Here is an 18,741-nt window from a genome sequence, read left to right as displayed (position 1 = left end):
GTTACATTCCGAACCCGGAAGCTAAGCCTTTCAGCGCCGATGGTACTGCAGGGGGGACCCTGTGGGAGAGTAGGACGCCGCCGAACAATCATTGAGCCTCAACCCCCGGATGCGGTCCGGGGGTTGAGGCTTTTCTGTGTTCCGCTGCTGCCCTGGCGTCCCGCTCGCCGGCTCGGCACCAAGGCGCTCACACGTTTTGGAATCGCCCGTACGGATGGGCTATGCTTCATCTCGTTGCCGCGAGGAACACCGCGAAAGCAACAGGCCCCTATAGCTCAGTCGGCAGAGCGTCTCCATGGTAAGGAGAAGGTCAACGGTTCGATTCCGTTTGGGGGCTCCGCAATCAAGAAGGCCCCCCGCCATCATGGCGGGGGGCCTTCCGCGTTCGGTCAGTCCTGGTGCGGTTCGTGGACGCGCATCGCCAGGATCGCCATGTCATCCGATGCCGGTTCCGCGGCGAAGCGTTCGACCGCCCTGAGCACGCGGGCCGCCACCGCCCCCGCCGTCAGGCCCGTGCACGTGGTGAAGACGTCGGAAAGGCCGTCGTCGCCCAGCATGCGCGTGCCCTCGCGGCGCTCGGTCACACCGTCCGTGACGCACAGCAGGACGTCGCCCGGATCCAGCGTCACGACCTGCTCGTAGAGCTCCAGGTCGTCCATCACGCCGAGCAGCGGCTGAGGGTCGGCCGCCGGCTCCACGGTGCCGTCCTGGCGCAGGCGCAGCGGCAGCGGGTGGCCGGCACACACGACCTTGAGGACGGCGCTGCCGTCCTCCTGCGGCCACAACTCCCCGTACAGCAGCGTGAGGAATCGGCTGCGGGCGCCCTCGTCGAGGATGGCGGCGTTGAGCCGCTCCAGCACCGCGGGGCCGCCGAAGCCCTCACGAGCCAGCAGCCGCAGGGCGTGGCGTGCGAGGCCGGTGACGGCCGCGGCCTCCGGGCCCGTGCCGCAGACGTCGCCGATGGCGAAGCCGTAGACGCCGTCGCGGATCGGGAAGAGGTCGTAGAAGTCGCCGCCCACCTCGTTGCCCTCGCCGGCGGCGCGGTAGATGACCTCGACCTCGACGCCCGGGATCTGCGGCAGTTCGGGCGGCAGCAGACTGCGCTGCAGGGACTGGCTGATCGCCATGCGCTCGGAGTAGAGGCGGGCGTTGTCGAGGGCGAGAGCGGCCCGGCGTGAGAGGTCCTCGGCGAGTTCCAGGATCTCCTGGCGGAAGTGGTCGTCGGACGGCTTGCCGAGCGTGAGCATGCCGATGACGCGGTTCCTCGCGACGAGCGGGAGAACGACGGTCTCGCCGCCGACGGCCGCGGCCGTCGCCAGCGTCGTGCCGATGCCGGAGGAGACCGGCGGAGTGGAACCGAGGCCCAGTTCGCGCTTGGAGGCGAGCAGAGCGGCGCGCTGTGCGGTCTCTGCGGGCGCGTTCCACACGCGGGCGCCCGGTGTCGGTACGGGGTCCGGGGGATCGATCCCGGACAGGAGGGCCTTGAGACCGTCGATGCGGTCCTCGTCCTCGTGGAGCACATAGCTGAGGTACGGCTCCGACGACTGGTCGGCGATCGTGTAGACCGCGCACCAGGTGGCGAGGGTGGGGACCGTCATCTGGGCCATCAGGGCCAGGGTCTGGTCGCGGTCCAGAGTGCCGGCGAGCAGGTCGGACGCCTCGACGAGGAAGGACAGGGAGCCGCGTCGCAGTCGTTCCAGTTCGCCGAGGCGTGCCGACTCGACGGCCAGGGCGATACGGTCGGCGGCGAACTGCAGCCGCAGCGCCTCCTCGTTGGTGTAGCGGCCCGCGGATTCGGCGGCGACGCCGAGGGAGCCGGTGAGCCGGCCCTCGACCTTGAGCGGGACGGTGACGACCGAGCGCATGCCGGTGGAGTTGAGGAGAGGCACGGCGCCGGGAACGGCGGTGAGATCCTCGTGGACGGCGGGCATGCGCGCCGAGCCGTAGCGGCCCGTGCCGGCCTCGACCGGGACGCGGGCGAAGCGCTGGCGTGCCGAAGGGAGTCCGGTGGTGGCGCGCACTTCCAGCTCGGTCTCGTCGTCGGTGGCGAGGAGCAGGAAGGCGGCGTCGCCGTCGAGCATGTCCCGGGCTCGTTCGACGGTGCGCTGGAGCAGGCCGTCAAGATCGTCCGGGGCGGGCGATCCGATGAAGACCTCGAACGGGTCGGTCGCGCGGTTCTCGGAGCCGTGGTCGGAGCCCGGAGTGCGGTGAGGGGTCTGCAGAATGGCCCGCTCGTCGTCGCGTACGAGGAGACAGACCGTGGACGGCTCACCCTTCGTGTCGCGTACCCGCAGGTGGGAGGCGTAAACGGGAACGACGCGGCCGTCCGTTCCGCGGATGCCGTAGCTGCCTTCCCAGCGGGAGAGTCGCAGTGCCTCGGCGATGCCGGTGCCGATGCCGGGGGTCTGCGGCCAGGCGGCGAAGTCGGTGAGCGGTTTGCCGATGACCTGTTCCGACGGGTAGCCGAAGAGGCGCTCGGCGTCCTCGTTCCATACGACGATCGACCCGCTGCGGTCGATCTGGGTCACGGCCACGCGCACCCGTTCGTCGGCGACCGGGAGCACGGCCGTGGGGAGGGCGGGGCCGGCGGACCGCGTGCCCACCATGCGCTGCGGCAGGTCGAGTTGGAACCAGACCCGTTTGTGGGTGGGCGTGTACTCGACCCCCCATCGGGAGGCGAGTGCCGCGCACAGCAGCAGGCCGCGGCCGTTCTCCCGGTCCGGGCTGCCGAAGTGACGGCCGCTGCCCTGGATCGGGATCTCGCGTTCCGGGTAGCGGTCGGCGACCTCGATCCGGACGCCGTCCTCGCTGCGCAGGCACAGGACGTCGGCCGAGGTGCCCGCGTGGACGACGGCGTTGGTGACGAGCTCACTGGTGAGGACCACGGCGTCGTCGACGACGTCCGAGTACCCCCAGCCCTGGAGGGTGTCGCGGACAAAGGCACGAGCGGTCGCGACGGACCGCCCGACGGGGTCGAAGCTGGCGGCCGCCCGCGCGGTGATCACAGAACTCCTCGTACGCGTCTCGACGCCCGGCTCTGCCATGATCGGCTTGCCCCTCCCCGTGCCCGGTGGTCGTAGATGCACCGCACCGCCCCCGCCGGGCGGACCGGGGCGGTTGGACAGCCGGATGCCAGGTTACTTACCTTCGCTGTCCGAGCGGATGCCGGTTACGGCTGTTTCCGCCCTCCGGGGGTGGGGACGCTATGCGAAGCTGCCGAACTGTTATGGCCTGGTTCCGGCATGGTGAAACACTGGGCAGGCTTCTTGAGTATGCCCGGGCAGTACGGTCAACCCCTGCGGGAGGGACACGGTGGAGTCTGGCGTGGCGGCGCGTGGCAAGGATGCGCGCGCGAAAGGCGGACGGTCCCGGAACAATGGGACAACCGAAGTCGACACAGCGGCTCTGAACCGACTGATGTCGGCTCTGGTGGCGATGCGCGACGGGAACTTCCGCCGTCGCCTGACGGTGTCCGGCGACGGCGTCATGGCCGAGATCGCGGCGGTCTTCAACGAGGTCGCGGACCGTAATCTGCATCTCACCGGGGAGATCGCGCGCGTCCGCAGGATGGTCGGTCGCGAGGGAAAACTCACAGAACGGCTGGAGACCGGGGCCTGCGAGGGCTCGTGGGCCGCCGCAATCGACGCCTCCAACGAGCTGGTGGACGACCTTGCGCGGCCCGTCTCCGAGGTCGGCCGTGTGCTGTCGGCGGTCGCCGAGGGCGATCTGGACCAGCGCATGGAGCTGCGTTCGCAGTCGACCGACGGCCAGGACGGCACGGTGCGGCCGCTGCGGGGCGAGTTCCTCAAGGTCGCCCGTACGGTGAACAGCCTGGTGGACCAGCTGTCGGCGTTCACCGACGAAGTGACGCGGGTCGCACTGGAGGTGGGTACCGAGGGCAAGCTCGGCGGCCAGGCCCAGGTGCGCGGAATGTCCGGTTCGTGGAAGGATCTCACGGATTCCGTCAACACCATGGCGTACCGGCTGACCGCTCAGGTGCGGGACATCGCGCTGGTCACGACGGCCGTCGCCAAGGGGGACCTGTCGCAGAAGGTGACCGTCCATGTGGCGGGCGAGATGCTGGAGTTGAAGAACACCGTCAACACGATGGTGGACCAGCTCCAGTCCTTCTCCTCCGAGGTGACGAGGGTTGCCCGCGAGGTGGGCACGGAGGGTGAGCTGGGCGGTCAGGCGACCGTTCCGGGTGTGGCCGGCGTGTGGAAGGACCTCACCGATTCGGTGAACACGATGGCCGGCAACCTGACGTCCCAGGTGCGGGGCATCGCCGAGGTGACCACGGCGGTGGCCAACGGTGATCTGTCGCAGAAGGTCACGGTCAGCGCGCGCGGCGAGGTGGCGCAGCTCGCCGAGACGATCAACCAGATGACCGAGACGCTGCGGACGTTCGCGGACGAGGTCACGCGTGTGGCCAGCGAGGTCGGCGCGGAGGGACTGCTGGGCGGTCAGGCGCAGGTGCCGGGTGCGGCGGGCACGTGGAAGGATCTCACCGATTCGGTGAACACCGTCTTCCGTAACCTGACCACCCAGGTGAGGGACATCGCGCAGGTGACGACAGCGGTGGCCAACGGTGACCTGTCGCAGAAGGTCACGGTCGACGTCGCGGGCGAGATGCTCGAGCTGAAGAACACCGTGAACACCATGGTGGACCAGCTCCAGTCGTTCGGTTCCGAGGTGACCCGGGTGGCCCGGGAGGTCGGCGTCGAGGGCCGGCTGGGCGGGCAGGCCGAGGTGCCGGGTGCGGCGGGCACGTGGAAGGACCTCACCGATTCGGTGAACACCGCGTTCCGCAACCTCACCGGGCAGGTGAGAGACATCGCGCAGGTGACGACGGCGGTGGCCAACGGTGACCTGTCGCAGAAGGTCACGGTCGACGTCGCGGGCGAGATGCTCGAGCTCAAGAACACCGTCAACACGATGGTGGCGCAGCTGTCCTCGTTCGCCGACCAGGTCACGCGGATGGCCCGGGACGTGGGCACCGAGGGCCGGCTCGGCGGTCAGGCCCGCGTGGACGGCGTCAGCGGTACGTGGAAGGAGCTGACGGACTCCGTCAACTTCATGGCCGGCAATCTGACGTCCCAGGTGCGCCAGATCGCACAGGTGACGACGGCGGTGGCGCGCGGTGATCTGTCGCAGAAGATCGACGTGGACGCGCGCGGCGAGATCCTGGAGCTGAAGAACACCATCAACACGATGGTCGACCAGCTCTCCGCGTTCGCGGAGCAGGTGACCCGGGTGGCCCGCGAGGTGGGCACCGACGGGCGGCTGGGCGGTCAGGCGCAGGTGCCCGGGGTGGCCGGCGTGTGGCGCGATCTGACGGACTCGGTGAACGGCATGGCCGAGAACCTCACCGGCCAGGTGCGCAACATCGCCCAGGTGGCGACGGCGGTGGCGCGCGGTGATCTGTCGCAGAAGATCGACGTGGACGCGCGCGGCGAGATCCTGGAGCTGAAGAACACGCTCAACACGATGGTCGACCAGCTCTCCAACTTCGCGGAGCAGGTGACCCGGGTGGCCCGCGAGGTGGGCACCGAGGGCATCCTCGGCGGCCAGGCGGAGGTGCAGGGCGTCTCCGGCACCTGGAAGGACCTCACGCAGTCCGTCAACTTCATGGCGAACAACCTGACGAGCCAGGTGCGCAACATCGCCGAGGTCACGACGGCGGTCGCCAAGGGCGACCTGTCGAAGAAGATCACCGTCGACGCCAAGGGCGAGATCCTGGAGCTGGTGACGACGGTCAACACGATGGTCGACCAGCTGTCGGACTTCGCGGACGAGGTGACGCGGGTCGCCCGCGAGGTGGGTACGGAAGGTGTGCTGGGCGGCCAGGCGCGGGTGCGCGGCGTCACCGGCATCTGGAAGGACCTCAGCGACAACGTGAACCTGATGGCCAACAACCTGACCAACCAGGTGCGCAACATCGCGCGGGTCTCCTCGGCGGTCGCCAACGGTGACCTGACCAAGAAGGTGACGGTCGAGGCGCGCGGCGAGGTGGCCGAGCTCGCGGACACGGTCAACACGATGGTGCGGACGCTGTCGTCCTTCGCCGACGAGGTGACCCGCGTGGCCCGTGAGGTGGGCACCGACGGGCGGCTGGGCGGTCAGGCGCACGTGCCGGGCGTATCCGGCACCTGGAAGGACCTCACCGAGTCGGTGAACTCCATGGCCTCCAACCTCACCGGCCAGGTGCGGCAGATCGCCACGGTCACCACCGCCATCGCGAAGGGCGACCTCACGCGCAAGATCGACATCGATGCGCGGGGCGAGATCCTGGAGCTGAAGACGACGATCAACACGATGGTCGACCAGCTGTCGTCGTTCGCCGAGGAGGTCACGCGCGTGGCCCGTGAGGTGGGCACCGACGGGCAGTTGGGCGGTCAGGCGCGGGTGCGGGACGTCGACGGCACCTGGCGCGACCTGACCGAGTCGGTGAACGAGATGGCCGGGAACCTGACCCGGCAGGTGCGCGCCATCGCGGCCGTCGCCACGGCGGTGACCCGCGGCGATCTGAACCTGAAGATCGACGTGGACGCGGCGGGCGAGATCCAGGTCCTCCAGGACAACATCAACACGATGATCGCGAATCTGCGCGACACCACCCTCGCCAACGAGGAGCAGGACTGGCTGAAGGGCAACCTGGCCCGTATCTCCGGTCTGATGCAGGGCCGGCGCGACCTGGACGACGTGGCCTCGCTGATCATGAGCGAGCTCACTCCGGTCGTCTCGGCGCAGCACGGCGCCTTCTTCCTGGCGATGCCGACGGGCAGCGGCCAGGAGGTGCCGGACGGCGGGGAGTCGTACGAGCTGGTCATGCGCGGCAGCTACGGCTACTCGGCGGGGCTGATGCCGACGTCGTTCCGGCCGGGGGAGACCCTGATCGGTACGGCGGCGGAGGAGAAGCGGACGATCCAGGTCAATGTGCCGCCGGGTTATCTGAAGATCTCATCGGGGCTCGGTGAGGCGTCGCCGGCGTATGTGATCGTCCTTCCGGTGCTGTTCGAGGGGAAGGTCCTCGGCGTCATCGAGCTGGCGTCGTTCCAGCCGTTCACGCAGATCCAGCGGGACTTCCTGAACCAGATCGCCGAGATGATCGCCACGAGCGTCAACACGATCAGCGTCAACACCAAGACCGAGGTGCTGCTGAAGCAGTCGCAGGAGCTCACGGAGCAGCTGCGCGAGCGCTCCGCCGAACTCGAGAACCGGCAGAAGGCGCTCCAGGCGTCCAACGCCGAGCTGGAGGAGAAGGCCGAGCTGCTGGCGCAGCAGAACCGCGACATCGAGGTGAAGAACACCGAGATCGAGGAGGCGCGGCAGGTGCTGGAGGAGCGGGCGGAGCAGCTCGCGGTCTCCATGCGCTACAAGTCGGAGTTCCTCGCGAACATGTCGCACGAGCTGCGGACGCCGCTCAACTCGCTGCTCATCCTCGCGAAGCTGCTCGCGGACAACGCGGACGCCAATCTCTCGCCGAAGCAGGTGGAGTTCGCGGAGACGATCCACGGCGCCGGTTCCGATCTGCTCCAGCTGATCAACGACATCCTCGACCTGTCCAAGGTCGAGGCGGGCAAGATGGACGTCAGTCCGACGCGTATCGCGCTGGTGCAGCTCGTCGACTACGTCGAGGCGACGTTCCGGCCGCTGACGGCGGAGAAGGGGCTCGACTTCTCGGTCCGGGTCTCCCCGGAGCTGCCGGCGACGCTGCACACCGACGAGCAGCGGCTGCTCCAGGTGCTGCGCAATCTCCTGTCGAACGCGGTGAAGTTCACCGACAGCGGCGCCGTCGAGCTGGTGATCCGGCCGGCCGGCGCCGATGTGCCGCAGTCGATCAGGGAGCAGTTGCTGGAGGCGGGCTCGCTGCGGGACGCGGACGCGGATCTGATCGCCTTCTCGGTGACGGACACGGGCATCGGGATCGCGGCCGGCAAGATGCGGGTGATCTTCGAGGCGTTCAAGCAGGCGGACGGCACGACCAGCCGGAAGTACGGCGGTACGGGTCTGGGTCTGTCGATCAGCCGGGAGATCGCGCGGCTGCTCGGCGGCGAGATCCACGCGGCGAGCGAGCCGGGCCGCGGCTCCACGTTCACGCTGTACCTGCCGCTGCAGCCGACCGAGTTGCCGCCGCACGGGTACCCGCAGCTCGAGCCCGGGACGGGCGGCGCACAGGACGAGGAGATGGACGCGGAGGACGTGGGCGCACAGGTGCGGACCGCTCCCTCGCGTCCGGCCGAGCCCCCCGTGGGCCCGGCGGCGCTGCTGCGCCGGCGCCGCAAGGCTCTGAACGCGAGGAGCGGGCGGCAGGCACAGGCCGGGGAGGCGCAGCCGTGGGGCGATGCGACGGCCGGGCAGGAGGGGGCCGAGGAGCGGCGGGTGTTCGGGTTCGACGGCGAGAAGGTGCTGATCGTCGATGACGACATCCGCAACGTGTTCGCTCTGACGAGCGTGCTCGAGCAGCACGGCCTGTCCGTGCTGTACGCGGAGAACGGCCGTGAGGGCATCGAAGTCCTGGAGCAGCACGATGATGTGACAGTCGTACTGATGGACATCATGATGCCGGAGATGGACGGGTACGCGACGACGACGGCGATCCGCAGGATGCCGCAGTTCGCGGGTCTGCCGATCATCGCCCTGACAGCGAAGGCGATGAAGGGGGACCGGGAGAAGGCGATCGAGTCCGGAGCATCGGATTACGTGACGAAGCCGGTCGATCCCGACCATCTTCTCTCCGTGATGGAGCAGTGGATGAACGTCAAGTGAGCGGGCCCCGCCCGAATCACTGGTTGTTGCTGATCGATCGCGTTCGAAAGCGTGTGGGGCTGAGATTTTCGGGGAACTATCCGATCTCCCCCCACGTTTTTGGTGCGTGCACAGTGACATCACGGTGACAGGGTGTGGCGACGGGCGGGGTGCGGCTACGATGACCGGCACAAGGACGGGCGACGCAAGGGAGTCGTCCCCTGGGGCGGCGCCCGGTGCGTCCTCCGGCTCTTCGAGCCGGAGAGACCCCATGCCGGGGCGAGGAGGACGGGGCATGGTGCAGAAGGCCAAGATCCTCCTGGTCGATGACCGGCCGGAGAATCTGCTCGCGCTGGAGGCCATCCTCTCCGCGCTCGATCAGACACTGGTGCGGGCATCGTCAGGGGAGGAAGCGCTCAAGGCGCTGCTGACGGACGACTTCGCGGTCATTCTGCTGGATGTTCAGATGCCGGGAATGGACGGCTTCGAGACCGCCGCGCACATCAAGCGGCGTGAGCGGACCCGTGACATCCCGATCATCTTCCTCACCGCGATCAACCACGGCCCCCACCACACCTTCCGTGGGTACGCCGCAGGTGCCGTCGACTACATCTCCAAGCCGTTCGACCCCTGGGTGCTGCGCGCCAAGGTGTCGGTGTTCGTCGAGCTCTACATGAAGAACTGCCAACTGCGGGAGCAGGCGGCACTGCTGCGGCTCCAGCTGGAGGGCGCCGGCCAGGCCGAATCGGGCGGCAGTCGCGAGCCCGCCGGCCTCCTCGCGGAACTCTCGGCGAGGCTCGCGGCAGTTGAGGAGCAGGCCGAGGCGCTGTCCAAGCAGCTCGACGACGACTCCGCCGACGCCGCGGCGGTGGCGACCGCCGCCCATCTCGAGCGCAAGCTCACCGGTCTGCGCCGCGCGCTCGACGCGCTGGAGCCCGGCACCGGCGGGGGCGCGCCGACGCTGCCGTCCCAGAGCTGATTCGTGGCGGGCGGCGCCACAGAGGCCACCAGCCCCTGAGGGAGCGTCAGTTCACTGCCGCTGCAGGCACGACACGAACGGGTGAAGCAGTGGGCACACGTGTCCGCTGCCGTCAACACCGGTAACCTCACCACCATGGCCTCACGTACGTCCGGCAAGGGTTCCCAGGGCACGGCGGGCACCGCGAAGCCGCGCGCCGGCCGTACGACCGGCGCGGCGAAGAAGGCGGCGCCCGCCAAGAAGACCGCTGCGAAGAAGTCCGCACCCGCGAAGAGGGCACCGGCGAAGAAGGCCGCGGCCCGCAAGACGGCTGCGCCGAAGCCCGCACCGTCGCCCACCGGGGGCGTGTACCGGCTCGCGCGCGCCCTGTGGCTCGGCCTCGCCCACGCGGTGGGCGCGATGTTCCGCGGGATAGGGCGCGGCGCCAAGGGACTTGACCCGGCGCACCGCAAGGACGGCCTCGCGCTGCTGCTCCTGGGCCTCGCGCTCATCGTCGCGGCCGGCACCTGGTCGAATCTGCGCGGACCGGTCGGCGATCTCGTCGAGATGCTGGTGACGGGCGCCTTCGGACGCCTCGATCTGCTCGTCCCCCTGCTGCTCGGCGCGATCGGCGTGCGGCTGATCCTCTATCCCGAGAAGCCCGACGCCAACGGACGGATCGTGATCGGTCTGTCCGCGCTCGTCGTCGGCGTGCTCGGCCAGGTCCACATCGCCTGCGGATCGCCCGGCCGCGGGGACGGCACCGAGGCCATGCAGGACGCCGGCGGCCTGATCGGCTGGGCCGCCTCCAAGCCGCTGATCTTCATGATGGGCGAGGTGCTGGCGGTCCCGCTGCTGGTGCTGCTCACCGTCTTCGGCCTGCTCGTCGTGACCGCGACTCCCGTCAACGCCATCCCCCAGCGCCTGCGCCTGCTCGGCTCCAAGCTCGGCCTGGTCGACGCCGCGCCCGAGCCCGATGAGGGCACCCGCTACGACCAGCGCTACGACGAGCAGTGGCGCGAGTCCCTGCCCGGCCGTCAGCGTCGCTCCACCGCGCGCCGCCCGGACGAGGCCGACGCCTACGACCACGATCACGATCACGCCGAGCAGGAGGCGCTCCAACGGCGCAGACGACCGCGCCGGCCGTCGGTGCAGCCCGCCATGGGACGCGAGATGGACGCCGTGGACGTCGCCGCGGCCGCGGCGGCCGCTCTCGACGGAGCCGTGCTGAACGGCATGCCGCCCTCCCCGCTCGTCGCCGACCTCACGCGCGACGTCACCGCCGAGCGCCGGCGGGCGGCCTCGCAGGTACCCACCGCGCGCGAGCCCGAGGAGGTGGGGCCGGAGCCGCAGAAGCCGGCGGCCCAGGGCCCCGTACCCGACCTGACGAAGCCGGCGGCCAAGGGCTCCGTACTCGACCTGACGAAGCCGGCGCCCGAGGAGTCCCAGCCCCTGCCGGCGCGCGCCGAGCAGCTGCAGCTGTCGGGCGACATCACGTACGCGCTGCCCTCGCTGGACCTGCTGGAGCGCGGCGGCCCGGGCAAGACGCGCAGTGCCGCCAACGACGCGATCGTCGCCTCGCTGACCAACGTCTTCATGGAGTTCAAGGTCGACGCGGCCGTCACCGGCTTCACTCGTGGCCCGACGGTCACCCGCTACGAGGTGGAGCTCGGCCCGGCCGTGAAGGTCGAGCGCATCACGGCCCTGACCAAGAACATCGCGTACGCGGTCGCGAGCCCCGACGTGCGGATCATCTCGCCGATCCCCGGCAAGTCCGCGGTCGGCATCGAGATCCCCAACACCGACCGCGAGATGGTCAACCTCGGCGACGTGCTGCGCCTCGCGGACGCTGCCGAGGACGACCACCCGATGCTCGTGGCGCTCGGCAAGGACGTCGAGGGCGGCTACGTGATGGCCAACCTCGCCAAGATGCCGCACGTCCTGGTCGCCGGCGCCACCGGCTCCGGCAAGTCGTCGTGCATCAACTGCCTGATCACCTCGGTGATGATAAGAGCGACCCCGGAGGACGTCCGGATGGTGCTCGTCGATCCCAAGCGGGTCGAGCTCACCGCGTACGAGGGCATCCCGCACCTGATCACGCCGATCATCACCAACCCCAAGCGGGCCGCCGAGGCCCTGCAGTGGGTGGTGCGCGAGATGGATCTGCGCTACGACGACCTCGCGGCCTACGGGTACCGGCACATCGACGACTTCAACCAGGCCGTGCGCAACGGCAAGGTCAAGCCGTCCGAGGGCAGCGAGCGAGAGCTCCAGCCGTACCCGTACCTGCTGGTCATCGTCGACGAGCTCGCGGACCTGATGATGGTCGCCCCGAGGGACGTCGAGGACGCCATCGTGCGCATCACGCAGCTGGCGCGCGCGGCCGGCATCCATCTGGTACTGGCGACCCAGCGGCCCTCGGTCGACGTCGTCACCGGCCTCATCAAGGCGAACGTGCCCTCACGGCTCGCGTTCGCGACCTCCTCGCTCGCGGACAGCCGGGTCATCCTCGACCAGCCGGGAGCGGAGAAGCTCATCGGCAAGGGCGACGGGCTGTTCCTGCCGATGGGGGCCAACAAGCCGACGCGTATGCAGGGCGCCTTCGTCACAGAGGAAGAGGTCGCGGCCGTTGTACAGCACTGCAAGGACCAGATGGCCCCCGTCTTCCGCGACGACGTCGTGGTCGGCACGAAGCAGAAGAAGGAGATCGACGAGGACATCGGCGACGACCTCGACCTGCTGTGCCAGGCCGCTGAGCTGGTCGTCTCCACACAGTTCGGCTCCACGTCGATGCTCCAGCGCAAGCTGCGCGTGGGCTTCGCGAAGGCCGGCCGGCTGATGGACCTCATGGAGTCGCGCAACATCGTCGGCCCCAGTGAGGGGTCCAAGGCGCGTGACGTTCTCGTGAAACCGGACGAATTGGATGGAGTGCTCGCCGTGATCCGGGGAGAGACTCTCTCGTAAGGGTTTCGGGAGCAACCGTCTCCCTTGGTCGTACGTCAAGTTGGAGGGAGGGACAGAACGGTGTTCCGCCCCTGGGAACTGCGGCCATTCCGATGGCGTACAAAGTCCCGCCGCCCGGTTGCCCCACCCTTTCGTACCACCCATAGACTGAACCTCCAGCAGGTGGCTACACGCTCGAAAGGCGCCCCCGTGTCCATCGGCAACTCCCCCGAAGACAACCGGCCTTCCGTCGAAGACGCCCGGCCGTCGATCGGTCACATCCTGCAGCAGGCGCGTGTCGGCGCCGGCCTGACCGTCGACGAGGTCAGCTCCTCCACCCGGGTGCGCATCCCCATCGTGCACGCGATCGAGGAGGACGACTTCTCCCGCTGCGGCGGCGACGTGTACGCGCGCGGTCATATCCGCACGCTCGCACGCGCCGTCGGGCTCGATCCGGAACCGCTGGTCGAGCAGTACGACGCCGAGCACGGCGGGCGCCCTTCGCCGACGTCCGCCGCACCGCTGTTCGAAGCCGAACGCATCCGTCCCGAGCGACGACGGCCCAACTGGACCGCGGCCATGGTCGCCGCCATCGTCGTCGTGGTCGGCTTCGCCGGCTTCACGCTCTTCAGCGACGGCAACGGCCAGGGCACCCAGGTCGCGGAGGGTCCGGCGCCCGAGGCCAAGCCCACCCCGACGAAGGCGGGCGGGACCAAGCCGGCCGACCCCAAGCCGGACCCCTCGGACAGCGCCATCGCGGCGGTGCCCAAGGACAAGGTCACGGTGAAGCTCTCCGCCACCCACGACAAGAGCTGGATCTCCGCCAAGTCGCACAACGGCAAGCTGCTCTTCGACGGCACGCTGCTCAAGGGCGAGTCCAAGACCTTCCAGGACGACGAGCGCGTCGATCTGATCCTCGGCAACGCGGGCGCGATCGAGCTGTTCGTCAACGGCAAGAAGGTCGAGGGCGACTTCGAGATGGGCGGCGTCGAGCGGCTGTCCTACACCAAGGGCGACCCCGCGGCCGGCTGACCGGCCCGGGAGCGCCCGGCCCACGGGCGGACGACGGGGGCCAACGGTACGGAGAACCCTCGGGGCAGGGGCGCGGGCCGGGACAAAGTAGTCTTGAGTCCATGCCCGAACGCCGTACCGTCGCCCTCGTCACTCTTGGCTGCGCCCGTAACGAGGTGGACTCGGAGGAGCTCGCAGGCCGCTTGGCAGCGGACGGCTGGGAGCTCGTCGAGGAAGCCTCCGACGCAGATGTCGCCGTCGTCAACACCTGCGGATTCGTCGAGGCCGCCAAGAAGGACTCCGTCGACGCCCTGCTGGAGGCCAACGATCTCAAGGATCATGGCCGTACCCAGGCCGTCGTCGCGGTCGGCTGCATGGCCGAGCGGTACGGCAAGGAGCTCGCCGAGGCACTGCCCGAGGCCGACGGCGTCCTCGGCTTCGACGACTACGCCGACATCTCCAGCCGCCTCCAGACCATCCTGAGCGGCGGCAGCGTGGAGGCCCACACCCCGCGCGACCGGCGCAAACTGCTGCCGCTGAGCCCCGTGGAGCGCCAGCAGGCCACCGAGGTTGCCCTGCCCGGCCACGGTGACGTCGCACCGGCGCCCGAGGACCTCCCCGACGGCGTCGCGCCGGTGTCCGGTCCGCGTGCGCCGCTGCGCCGCCGCCTCGGCACCAGCCCCGTCGCCTCCGTGAAGCTGGCCTCCGGCTGCGACCGCCGGTGCACCTTCTGTGCCATCCCGTCCTTCCGCGGCTCCTTCATCTCGCGCCGCCCGAGCGATGTGCTCGGCGAGACGCGCTGGCTGGCCGAACAGGGCGTCAAGGAGATCATGCTGGTCTCCGAGAACAACACCTCGTACGGCAAGGACCTCGGCGACATCCGTCTCCTCGAGACGCTCCTGCCCGAGCTGGCCGCCGTCGACGGCATCGAGCGCGTCCGCGTGAGCTACCTGCAGCCCGCGGAGATGCGCCCCGGCCTGATCGACGTGCTCACCTCGACGCCCAAGGTCGCACCGTACTTCGACCTGTCCTTCCAGCACTCCGCCCCCGGCGTGCTGCGCGCCATGCGCCGGTTCGGCGACACGGAGCGCTTCTGGGAGCTTTTGGAGACCATCCGGTCCAAGGCCCCCCAGGCAGGTGTGCGGTCCAACTTCATCGTCGGCTTCCCCGGCGAGAGCGAGGCCGACTTCGCCGAGCTGGAACGCTTCCTGGGCGCCGCCCGCCTCGACGCCATCGGCGTCTTCGGCTACAGCGACGAGGAGGGCACCGAGGCCGTCTCCTACGACAACAAGCTCGACGAGGACGTCATCGCCGAGCGCCTCGCGCACCTGTCGAGACTCGCGGAGGAGCTCACCGCGCAGCGCGCCGAGGAGCGCATGAGTGAGACCCTCGAAGTACTCGTCGAAAGCGTGGACGACGAGGACGGCGCCACGGGGCGCGCCGCGCACCAGGCGCCGGAGACGGACGGCCAGGTGCTGTTCACCTCCCCCGAGGGCCTGGTGCCCGGCCGGATGGTCGAGGCGAAGGTCGTGGGTACGGAGGGCGTCGATCTGGTCGCGCAGTGTCTCGGCGAGGAGGCGGGCAGATGACCGGAGTGCCGGCATCCGCTGCGGGCGGCACCGGGAGGCCGGCGCCCGGCGGCAAGCTGGGCGCTGCGGCCGTCAACCAGGCCAGCCTGTGGAACATCGCCAACATCCTGACCATGGTGCGCCTGGTGCTGGTGCCGGGCTTCGTGGTGCTGATGCTCCAGGACGGCGGCTACGACCCCGCCTGGCGTGCGTGGGCCTGGGCGGCGTTCGCCGTCGCCATGATCACGGACATCTTCGACGGCCATCTGGCACGGACGTACAACCTGGTCACCGACTTCGGGAAGATCGCCGACCCCATCGCCGACAAGGCGATCATGGCGGCCGGGCTGATCTGCCTGTCGGCTCTCGGTGACCTGCCGTGGTGGGTGACCGGCGTCATCCTCTTCCGCGAGCTCGGAATCACGCTCATGCGGTTCTGGGTGATCCGGCACGGGGTCATTCCGGCCAGTCGCGGCGGCAAGATGAAGACGCTCGCGCAGGGCACCGCGGTCGGCATGTACGTGCTGGCGCTGACCGGTCCGCTGGCGACCCTGCGCTTCTGGGTGATGGCGCTCGCGGTCGTTCTGACGGTGCTCACCGGTCTCGACTACGTGCGACAGGCGATCGTCCTGAGGCGCAAGGGGCTCGCGCAGGAGCGCGCGGCCCGGGCGGCGCGGACCGGGGCCGAGGACGCGGAACGGTGAACACGGCGGCTCGCGTGCTGGCGCTGCTTGCGGAGCGTGGTGAGACGCTGGCCGTCGCCGAGTCCCTCACGGGCGGTCTGGTGGCCGCGCAGCTGACGGAGGTGCCAGGAGCCTCGCAGTCCTTCCGGGGGTCCGTGACGGCCTACGCGACCACCCTGAAGAGGGATCTGCTGGGCGTGGACGGGACCCTTCTGGCCGAGCGCGGCGCGGTCGACGCGGAGGTGGCGGCGCAGATGGCGGCCGGTGTACGGGGCCGTCTGGACGCCGTCTGGGGCATCGCGACCACCGGTGTCGCCGGCCCCGAACCGCAGGACGGACAGCCGGTCGGCACGGTCTATGTTGCCGTTTCGGGACCTTCCGGAGCCGGGAAAGTGGCCGCATTGCGGTTGAACGGCGACCGGGAGGAAATCCGTAGAGAGAGTGTACGCAGAGTGCTCGACCTGCTCTCTGACGAACTTCACGGGAATGCGCGGACACAGGATACGGAACAGAACGGGGGGACTTGATGTTTGCAGCCCTGAGTGAACACGACATCGCTCCCCGCACGGCCGCGGCGCGAGGCGGTACGGTGGGGCGAGAAGGATGCGGCTACGCGGTCCGAGGAGGGAGCCACCGATGATTCTGCTCCGTCGCCTGCTTGGTGACGTGCTGCGTCGGCAGCGCCAACGCCAGGGCCGTACTCTGCGCGAAGTCTCCTCGTCCGCCCGAGTCTCGCTCGGCTATCTTTCCGAGGTGGAGCGGGGGCAGAAGGAGGCATCCTCCGAGCTGCTCTCCGCCATCTGCGACGCGCTTGACGTACGGATGTCCGAGCTCATGCGTGAGGTGAGCGACGAGCTGTCTCTGGCCGAACTGGCCGAGTCGGCAGCCGCCACCGAGCCGGTGCCTGCACCGGTACGCCCGATGCTCAATTCCGTCTCCGTGACGTCGGTGGCAGGAGTGCCGACGGAGCGGGTGACGATCAAGGCGCCCACGGAAGCGGTCGACGTCGTCGCCGCCTGATCCGTAAGGCACTGCACGACTGGGTTTGAGGCAGGCCCCGAGTGGTACGCGAGTACCGGTCGGGGCCTTCTTCTTGCCCCCGAATGACCCTTTTGTGTAGTTGTGCGATCGTGGAGCGTAGTCGCGTACCCCAAGGGAGGACACGCATGTCTGTCGTGAAGAGCCCTCTGTCCGAGGCCGATCTCAAGACGGTCGGCGACGCGCTGAAAGGTGCGCTGGTCGATCTGATCGATCTGGCCCTGGTGGCCAAGCAGGTCCACTGGAACGTGGTCGGTCCGCGCTTCAGGTCGGTCCACCTGCAGCTCGACGAGGTCGTCGACACGGCGCGTCAGCACTCCGACACGGTGGCCGAGCGTTCGTCGGCGATCGGTGTGACGCCGGACGGGCGGGCCTCGACGGTGGCCGCGCAGAGCGCGATCGGATCCGTGCCGGACGGCTGGATCAAGGACGTGGACGCGGTGCGGACCCTGGTCGACGCGCTGGGCGCGGTCATCGGCCGGATGCGGGAACGCATTGACGCGACGGAGAAGCCGGACCCCGTGAGCCAGGACATCCTGATCGGTCTGACGGCCGACCTCGAGAAGCACGCGTGGATGTTCCAGGCGGAGTCCGTGTAACGGGCGGCGGGGCTCGGAGAGTTCGCGATGCCGCGCCTGCGGTGCTCGCGATGAGGGCATTGGGTGAGGGGTTCCGGCGGCTCCCGGTGCCGGTCGGCCGGGCGGACGCGGCCGTTCGAGCGCCGGGCGCCGCCACCCGTGCGCCCTCCCGGCGATCGTGCCCGCCCCGCTAGCGTGGCCCGGAGGAGGCGGCATGGCGATACGCACAGCGGTTCTCGTGCCCGTCGCGCTGCTCGGGCTCGTGGCGGGCGCGGTGTGGTGGTGGGCCGTCCTTCGGCTGGCTCTGGTGCCGGAGCACGCGGGGGTCATCGAGGGGGCGGTGGCGGCGGGTGGTTGGGGGCTGAGCCTGCTGCCCGTCCATGTCTCGGCGGCCCGCGGCGTCACCAGGGCATGGCGACGCCGCCGTTCGGACGGCATATCTGACCCGTCGTGAACGACGAGGCGTCGGACGCCAGGTGGAGCACCGTGTGCGCGATGTCCTCCGGTTCGCCGACGCGGCGCAGCGGCGACATCCGGATGAGTGCCGCCTCGACCTGCTCCTGGACCCTTGCCTCGTGACGGTTCGTCATGGGGGTGCGGACCCACCCGGGGGCCACCGCGTTGACGCGGACGGCGTGCGGCCCGAGCTCGGTCGCGAGGGTCCTGGTGAGCTGGACGACTGCCGCCTTGGCCACGCTGTAACAGAGCAGCCCCGCCTGGGCCGCGTCGACGGCTCCGGACGTCATGGTGATGATCGAGCCGCGGCTGCGGCTTTCGCCGGTGTCGCGTGGCCGCGGACCCTCGGCCGGCCGGACAGTCGAGGCGATCATGGCGCGGGCCGCCTCCTGGCAGGTGTACAGCACGCCCTTGAAGTTGACCGCCAGGACACGGTCGAGGTCCTCGTCCCGGGTGTCGAGCACCGTGCTGGTGTGCATGATCCCGGCGATCGCGGCCACGATGTCGAGTCCTCCCGTGCTGTCGACCGCGGACCTGACCTGCGACCGGTCGGTGACGTCGACGGTGTGGGTGACGGCGGTGCCGCCGGTCCCGCGGATCAGGGACGCGGTCTCGGCGAGGCCCTTCTCGTCGATGTCGGCGCAGTGCACGACGGCCCCCGCCTCGGCGAGCAGGACGGCCGAGGCGCGGCCGATGCCGCCCGCGGCTCCGGTGACGAACGCGGTCCGGCCGCTGAGGTCGTACGCCGAGAGACCCAT

12 protein-coding genes, 1 tRNA gene and 1 rRNA gene are annotated in these 18,741 nt (G+C 69.6%); 12 read left to right on the top strand and 2 right to left on the bottom strand.

Annotation, left to right across the window (positions count from 1 at the left end; translation table 11 throughout):
- Both rrf and ACWD0A_RS29745 read left to right on the top strand, forming a co-directional pair.
- Positions 1-86 (top strand): 5S ribosomal RNA (gene rrf, locus ACWD0A_RS29750); the annotation flags it as partial.
- Positions 87-264: 178 nt separating this feature from the next.
- Positions 265-337 (top strand) — tRNA-Thr (locus tag ACWD0A_RS29745).
- Between the two features lie 52 nt (positions 338-389).
- Here the strand turns inward: ACWD0A_RS29745 and ACWD0A_RS29740 are convergent.
- Positions 390-3,044 carry a SpoIIE family protein phosphatase gene (locus ACWD0A_RS29740; protein WP_451303069.1) on the bottom strand — a complete coding sequence of 885 codons (2,655 nt, stop codon included), beginning with the start codon at positions 3,042-3,044 and terminating at the stop codon, positions 390-392.
- Between the two features lie 268 nt (positions 3,045-3,312).
- On the opposite strand from ACWD0A_RS29740, the gene ACWD0A_RS29735 reads away from it, so the two are divergent.
- The 10 genes from ACWD0A_RS29735 to ACWD0A_RS29690 all read left to right on the top strand — a co-directional run bounded on the left by ACWD0A_RS29735 (position 3,313) and on the right by ACWD0A_RS29690 (position 17,981).
- Positions 3,313-8,769 (top strand): HAMP domain-containing protein, encoded by a 5,457-nt coding sequence (locus ACWD0A_RS29735; protein ID WP_451303067.1) that lies wholly within the window; start codon positions 3,313-3,315, stop codon positions 8,767-8,769.
- A 274-nt stretch (positions 8,770-9,043) separates the two neighbouring features.
- Entirely contained in the window at positions 9,044-9,727 is a 684-nt protein-coding gene (locus ACWD0A_RS29730) for a response regulator (protein WP_177151715.1), read from the top strand.
- A 135-nt stretch (positions 9,728-9,862) separates the two neighbouring features.
- A complete protein-coding gene (locus tag ACWD0A_RS29725; RefSeq protein WP_451303064.1) occupies positions 9,863-12,670 on the top strand; it encodes a DNA translocase FtsK in 2,808 nt (935 codons plus the stop codon).
- A 189-nt stretch (positions 12,671-12,859) separates the two neighbouring features.
- Positions 12,860-13,681, top strand: a complete 822-nt coding sequence (locus ACWD0A_RS29720; RefSeq protein WP_451303062.1) for a helix-turn-helix domain-containing protein — start codon at positions 12,860-12,862, stop codon at positions 13,679-13,681.
- Positions 13,682-13,782: 101 nt separating this feature from the next.
- Complete coding sequence (rimO, locus tag ACWD0A_RS29715) at positions 13,783-15,249, top strand: 30S ribosomal protein S12 methylthiotransferase RimO (RefSeq protein ID WP_451303060.1); 1,467 nt, start codon at positions 13,783-13,785, stop codon at positions 15,247-15,249.
- Positions 15,246-15,932, top strand: coding sequence for a CDP-diacylglycerol--glycerol-3-phosphate 3-phosphatidyltransferase (gene pgsA, locus ACWD0A_RS29710; protein ID WP_451303058.1), 687 nt, complete (start codon positions 15,246-15,248; stop codon positions 15,930-15,932). The genes rimO and pgsA overlap by 4 nt, the downstream gene beginning before the upstream one ends.
- Positions 15,929-16,438, top strand: a complete 510-nt coding sequence (locus ACWD0A_RS29705) for a CinA family protein (RefSeq protein WP_451303056.1) — start codon at positions 15,929-15,931, stop codon at positions 16,436-16,438. Before pgsA ends, ACWD0A_RS29705 begins: the two co-directional genes overlap by 4 nt.
- A 109-nt stretch (positions 16,439-16,547) precedes the next feature.
- A complete protein-coding gene (locus tag ACWD0A_RS29700; protein WP_177151709.1) occupies positions 16,548-16,931 on the top strand; it encodes a helix-turn-helix domain-containing protein in 384 nt (127 codons plus the stop codon).
- A 146-nt stretch (positions 16,932-17,077) separates the two neighbouring features.
- Positions 17,078-17,548 (top strand): Dps family protein, encoded by a 471-nt coding sequence (locus tag ACWD0A_RS29695; RefSeq protein WP_451303053.1) that lies wholly within the window; start codon positions 17,078-17,080, stop codon positions 17,546-17,548.
- A 193-nt stretch (positions 17,549-17,741) separates the two neighbouring features.
- On the top strand, positions 17,742-17,981 hold the full coding sequence (locus ACWD0A_RS29690; RefSeq protein ID WP_451303051.1) for a hypothetical protein: 240 nt from the start codon (positions 17,742-17,744) through the stop codon (positions 17,979-17,981).
- On the opposite strand, the gene ACWD0A_RS29685 is transcribed toward ACWD0A_RS29690, so the two are convergent.
- On the bottom strand, positions 17,929-18,741 hold the full coding sequence (locus ACWD0A_RS29685; RefSeq protein ID WP_451303049.1) for an SDR family NAD(P)-dependent oxidoreductase: 813 nt from the start codon (positions 18,739-18,741) through the stop codon (positions 17,929-17,931). The two genes, ACWD0A_RS29690 and ACWD0A_RS29685, sit on opposite strands and share 53 nt — an antisense overlap.

The organism is Streptomyces sp. NPDC002867 (assembly GCF_053591895.1).
Note: the sequence above shows the minus strand (reverse complement) of the source record. Positions and strands in the feature narration are given on the sequence as shown.

Bases quoted from the DNA above. Each gene is read 5' to 3' on its own strand.
- ACWD0A_RS29740 (WP_451303069.1), bottom strand. From the start codon at position 3,044: ATGGCAGAGCCGGGCGTCGAGACGCGTACGAGGAGTTCTGTGATCACC.
- ACWD0A_RS29730 (WP_177151715.1), top strand. From the start codon at position 9,044: ATGGTGCAGAAGGCCAAGATCCTCCTGGTCGATGACCGGCCGGAGAAT.
- ACWD0A_RS29725 (WP_451303064.1), top strand. From the start codon at position 9,863: ATGGCCTCACGTACGTCCGGCAAGGGTTCCCAGGGCACGGCGGGCACC.
- rimO (WP_451303060.1), top strand. From the start codon at position 13,783: ATGCCCGAACGCCGTACCGTCGCCCTCGTCACTCTTGGCTGCGCCCGT.
- pgsA (WP_451303058.1), top strand. From the start codon at position 15,246: ATGACCGGAGTGCCGGCATCCGCTGCGGGCGGCACCGGGAGGCCGGCG.
- ACWD0A_RS29700 (WP_177151709.1), top strand. From the start codon at position 16,548: ATGATTCTGCTCCGTCGCCTGCTTGGTGACGTGCTGCGTCGGCAGCGC.
- ACWD0A_RS29695 (WP_451303053.1), top strand. From the start codon at position 17,078: ATGTCTGTCGTGAAGAGCCCTCTGTCCGAGGCCGATCTCAAGACGGTC.
- ACWD0A_RS29690 (WP_451303051.1), top strand. From the start codon at position 17,742: ATGGCGATACGCACAGCGGTTCTCGTGCCCGTCGCGCTGCTCGGGCTC.
- ACWD0A_RS29685 (WP_451303049.1), bottom strand. From the start codon at position 18,741: ATGGGTCTCTCGGCGTACGACCTCAGCGGCCGGACCGCGTTCGTCACC.